Origin of the sequence: Mariprofundus sp. EBB-1 (assembly GCF_003665155.1) — a bacterium.
In the GTDB taxonomy this organism is placed as follows: Bacteria; Pseudomonadota; Zetaproteobacteria; order Mariprofundales; family Mariprofundaceae; genus Mariprofundus.
Genome location: NZ_RCFQ01000057.1, coordinates 1 through 5,551, shown reverse-complemented (window position 1 = coordinate 5,551; position 5,551 = coordinate 1). Strand labels below are relative to the sequence as shown.

The window sequence follows — 5,551 nt, the reverse complement described above, 5'->3', positions numbered from 1 at the left end:
TTAAACGTTAACGTTTATATATTTGAGTTTGGTCTATGTGACCAATGTCGGGATTAAGTAAAACTAAGTATCAACTTTCTTTGGAGAGTTTGATCCTGGCTCAGAACGAACGCTGGCGGCGTGCCTAACACATGCAAGTCGAACGGTAACAGTCCTTCGGGAGCTGACGAGTGGCGCACGGGTGAGTAACGCGTGGATATCTGCCTATTAGTGGGGGACAACTACAGGAAACTGTAGCTAATACCGCATAATCTCTACGGAGGAAAGCAGGGGACCTTTCGGGGCCTTGCGCTGATAGATGAGTCCGCGTCAGATTAGCTAGTTGGTGGGGTAAAGGCCTACCAAGGCGATGATCTGTAACTGGTTTGAGAGGATGATCAGTCACACTGGAACTGAGACACGGTCCAGACTTCTACGGAAGGCAGCAGTGGGGAATATTGCACAATGGGGGAAACCCTGATGCAGCGACGCCGCGTGCGGGAAGAAGGCCTTCGGGTTGTAAACCGCTTTCAATTGGGAAGAAGAGAAGCGTACTAATATTGCGCTGATTTGACGGTACCTTTAGAAGAAGCACCGGCTAATTTCGTGCCAGCAGCCGCGGTAATACGAAAGGTGCAAGCGTTGTTCGGATTTACTGGGCGTAAAGAGATCGTAGGTGGTTTGTTAAGTCGGATGTGAAATCCCGGGGCTCAACCCCGGAACTGCATCCGATACTGGCAGGCTAGAGTTTGGGAGGGGTAAGCGGAATTCCGTGTGTAGCAGTGAAATGCGTAGATATACGGAGGAACACCTGAGGCGAAGGCGGCTTACTGGACCAATACTGACACTGAGGATCGAAAGCGTGGGTAGCAAACAGGATTAGATACCCTGGTAGTCCACGCCCTAAACGATGTCAACTAGCCGTTGCGGGTATCGACCCCTGCAGTGGCGAAGCTAACGCGATAAGTTGACCGCCTGGGGAGTACGGTCGCAAGATTAAAACTCAAAGGAATTGACGGGGGCCCGCACAAGCGGTGGAGCATGTGGTTTAATTCGACGCAACGCGAAGAACCTTACCTGGGTTTGACATCCTTAGAATACTTTAGAGATAGAGTAGTGCCTTCGGGAGCTAAGTGACAGGTGCTGCATGGCTGTCGTCAGCTCGTGTCGTGAGATGTTGGGTTAAGTCCCGCAACGAGCGCAACCCCTATTGTTAGTTGCCATCATTAAGTTGGGCACTCTAGCGAGACTGCCGGTGACAAACCGGAGGAAGGTGGGGACGACGTCAAGTCATCATGGCCCTTATGTCCAGGGCTACACACGTGCTACAATGGCAGATACAGCGAGCCGCAATACCGCGAGGTGGAGCTAATCTCGAAAATCTGTCTCAGTTCGGATTGAAGTCTGCAACTCGACTTCATGAAGTTGGAATCGCTAGTAATCGCGGATCAGCATGCCGCGGTGAATACGTTCCCGGGCCTTGTACACACCGCCCGTCACACCATGGGAATTGGTTGCACCAGAAGCCGCCGGGCTAACCTTTCGGGGAGGCAGGCGTCTACGGTGTGGTCGGTAACTGGGGTGAAGTCGTAACAAGGTATCCGTACCGGAAGGTGCGGATGGATCACCTCCTTTTAGGGAATATATCCCAAGGTCGAGATCCGGCGCATTCACAGTTCAGATAGAAATCACTAAGGAATTTGGTTGAAGAGGCCGATTGTAATGATTTAATCGTAAAGATTAGATTGTAATGATTGGATTCTCCTGAATTCCGCAATAACAACGGGCTCGTAGCTCAGTTGGTTAGAGCGCACGCCTGATAAGCGTGAGGTCGGTGGTTCGAATCCACCCGAGCCCACCATATCTTGGTCGCAAGCTAGTCAAAACCTACGCGTCCAAGAGGATAGTAAGTCATACCGTCCAAACTGGGGGATTAGCTCAGCTGGGAGAGCGCCTGCCTTGCACGCAGGAGGTCAGCGGTTCGATCCCGCTATCCTCCACCAGTTTTTGGTGTGACTATACAGTCTAATATAACAGTTGTTGTTCTTTACAAGTTGGTATTTTGTGATAATCAGTTGGCAAGATAAGAATTATCTTATTTTGTTAAACAGGTTTGATGCATTGGGGATCGCTCCTCATAGTAGCATCAAGCCGATCATATATTGTTGTTCACAGTATATGATGTAAGACATTCCGATGCTTTAATGTTGCATTGGTTAAGTGAATAAGGGTCCATGGGGGATGCCTTGGCGCTGAGCGGCGATGAAAGACGTGACTACCTGCGAAAAGTTTCGGGGAGCCGGTAAGTAGGCTTTGATCCGGAAATATCTGAATGGGGAAACCCGGCAGTTTCGACTGTCACCTGCATCTGAATACATAGGATGTATGGAGCGAACGTGGGGAATTGAAACATCTTAGTACCTGCAGGAATAGAAATCAAAAGAGATTCCCTGAGTAGCGGCGAGCGAAACGGGAACAGGCCAAACCGGTAAGTTTACTTACCGGGGTTGTAGGACTACAACATGGTATAGTGAGAAATAGATAAACACTCTGGAAAGTGTGGCCATAGTGGGTGATAGCCCCGTAATCGAAATTTTAAACTAACCTAGTAGTATCCTGAGTAGGACGGGACACGTGAAACCTTGTCTGAATCTGGGGAGACCACTCTCCAAGCCTAAATACGTCTCAGCGACCGATAGTGAACCAGTACCGTGAGGGAAAGGTGAAAAGTACCCCGTTGAGGGGAGTGAAATAGACCTGAAACCATGGACCTACAAGCAGTGGAAGCACGATGTCTTCGGACCGTGTGACCGCGTACCTTTTGTATAATGGGCCAACGACTTATGGCTCAGTGGCAAGGTTAATGCATCAGCAGGAGCCGTAGCGAAAGCGAGTCTTAATAGGGCGACCATAGTCACTGGGCATAGACCCGAAGCCAGGCGAGCTATTTATGAGCAGGTTGAAGCGATGGTAAGACATCGTGGAGGACCGAACCCACATTGGCTGAAGACAATGGGGATGACTTGTGAATAGGGGTGAAAGGCCAATCAAGCCTGGCAATAGCTGGTTCTCTCCGAAAGCTATTTAGGTAGCGCCTCATGTATTACCACCGGGGGTAGAGCACTGGATGGGCTAGGGGGTCTCGCGACTTACCAAACCTAACCAAACTCCGAATACCGGTGAGTACAATCATGGGAGACAGACCTTGGATGCTAACGTCCATGGTCAAGAGGGATACAACCCAGACCGTCAGCTAAGGTCCCAAAGTGTATGTTAAGTGGAAAACGAAGTGGAAAGGCAATAACAGCCAGGAGGTTAGCTTAGAAGCAGCTATCCTTTAAAGAAAGCGTAATAGCTCACTGGTCGAGTCGGTCTGCGCGGAAGATATAACGGGGCTAAACATACCACCGAAGCTACGGGTGCATTTATGCACGGTAGGAGAGCGTTCTGTAAGCCTGCGAAGCGATACTGTAAGGAGTCGTGGAGGTATCAGAAGTGAGAATGTTGGCATAAGTAGCGATAAAACGGGTGAAAAACCCGTTCACCGAAAGCCCAAGGTTTCCTGCACCATGCTAATCAGGGCAGGGTTAGTCGGCCCCTAAGGCGAGGCAGAAATGCGTAGTCGATGGGAAACAGGTTAATATTCCTGTACCGATTTTAGATGCGATGGGGGGACGGAGAAAGGTAGCTGATCCAGGCGTTTGGTTGTCCTGGTACAAGCATGTAGGCCGAGAGTTTTGGTAAATCCGGACTCTCTTTGGCTGAGATGTTACGTGGTGTTCTTACTTCGGTTCGAACGAACTCAGTGATCCTATGCTTCCAAGAAAATCCTCTAAGCTTCAGTCTAAGATTGACCGTACCGTAAACCGACACAGGTAGGCGAGGCGAGAAGCCTAAGGTGCTTGAGATAACTCTGGTTAAGGAACTCGGCAAATTGGCCCCGTAACTTCGGGAGAAGGGGTGCCTTTTTTATGTGAAGCGGCTTGCCCGTGGAGCAGAAGAAGGTTGCAGTGACCAGGGGGTAGCGACTGTTTACTAAAAACATAGCACTCTGCTAAGCCGTAAGGCGATGTATAGGGTGTGACGCCTGCCCGGTGCTGGAAGGTTAAGAGGTGGGGTTAGCGCTTGACGCGAAGCTCTGAATCGAAGCCCCAGTAAACGGCGGCCGTAACTATAACGGTCCTAAGGTAGCGAAATTCCTTGTCGGGTAAGTTCCGACCTGCACGAATGGCGTAACGACTTCCCCACTGTCTCAACCAGAGACTCAGCGAAATTGAACTTGCTGTGAAGATGCAGCATTCCCGCGGCTAGACGGAAAGACCCCGTGCACCTTTACTACAGCTTGACATTGGATCTAGGTATATTTTGTGCAGAATAGGTGGGAGGCTTTGATATATGGACGCTAGTTCATATTGAGCCATCTTTGAGATACCACCCTGAATATGCTTGGGTTCTAACCAAGGCCCGTTATCCGGGTCTGGGACATTGTCTGGTGGGTAGTTTGACTGGGGCGGTCGCCTCCTAAAGAGTAACGGAGGCGCGCGAAGTTTCACTCAGGTTGGTCGGAAATCAACCATTGAGCGCAAGAGTATAAGTGAGACTGACTGCGAGACTGACAAGTCGAGCAGGGAAGAAATTCGGTTCTAGTGATCCGGCGGTAGCAAGTGGAAGTGCCGTCGCTCAACGGATAAAAGGTACGCCGGGGATAACAGGCTGATCGCGCCCAAGAGTTCATATCGACGGCGCGGTTTGGCACCTCGATGTCGGCTCATCACATCCTGGGGCTGGAGCAGGTCCCAAGGGTTCGGCTGTTCGCCGATTAAAGTGGTACGTGAGCTGGGTTTAGAACGTCGTGAGACAGTTCGGTCCCTATCTACCGTGGGCGTTGGAGAATTGAGAGGATCTGTCCTTAGTACGAGAGGACCGGGATGGACAAACCTCTGGTGTTCCTGTTGTTCTGCCAAGAGCATTGCAGGGTAGCTACGTTTGGAATGGATAACCGCTGAAGGCATCTAAGCGGGAAGCCAGCCTCGAGATGAATTCTCCCGGAGCTTTAAGCTCCCTAAAGGGCCGTGGAAGACTACCACGTTGATAGGCTGGGTGTGGAAGTGTAGCAATACATGGAGCTGACCAGTACTAATTGCCCGTGAGGCTTAACCATGCAACGTTAAGTCATTGGAATGTCTTATACGATTATCACAAAATATTAGCTAGTGATTGGATGAGTTCTTGAAAGAGAATACATTCGGTCGCACCAGTTTCCTGGTGTCCATAGCGAAGAGGTAACGCCTGATCCCATCCCGAACTCAGAAGCTAAGCTCTTTTGCGCCGATGGTACTGTAGCGTTCGCTACGGGAGAGTAGGTCGATGCCAGGAATTTTACGTAGAGCCCCACTGTTGAGAGAAATCTCCAGTGGGGCTTTTTTTGTGCCCGGAATTCAGGGATTGTCGGCACGTTTGTTTTGATAGCTAAGCTCTTTGGATTCGGGCCATCCATGGCCCTCACCTTTCAGGCGTGCTAAAGCTCGTCCAATCCGGCTGTCCTGCCGGATTGTGCGCCGATGGTACTGTA

2 tRNA genes and 3 rRNA genes are annotated in these 5,551 nt (G+C 50.4%); all 5 read left to right on the top strand.

Annotated features, from left to right (window positions below):
• The first annotated feature begins 77 nt into the window (after positions 1–77).
• Positions 78–1,614: ribosomal RNA gene (locus D8Y20_RS13415) — 16S ribosomal RNA — on the top strand.
• A 149-nt stretch (positions 1,615–1,763) separates the two neighbouring features.
• Positions 1,764–1,840, top strand: a tRNA-Ile gene (locus D8Y20_RS13410).
• Positions 1,841–1,906: 66 nt separating this feature from the next.
• Positions 1,907–1,982 (top strand) — tRNA-Ala (locus D8Y20_RS13405).
• Between the two features lie 211 nt (positions 1,983–2,193).
• A 23S ribosomal RNA gene (locus tag D8Y20_RS13400) occupies positions 2,194–5,140 on the top strand.
• Positions 5,141–5,240: 100 nt separating this feature from the next.
• Positions 5,241–5,355, top strand: a 5S ribosomal RNA gene (gene rrf, locus D8Y20_RS13395).
• Together the 16S, 23S and 5S rRNA genes with 2 tRNA genes alongside form the textbook arrangement of a ribosomal RNA operon.
• The last annotated feature ends 196 nt before the right edge of the window (positions 5,356–5,551 follow it).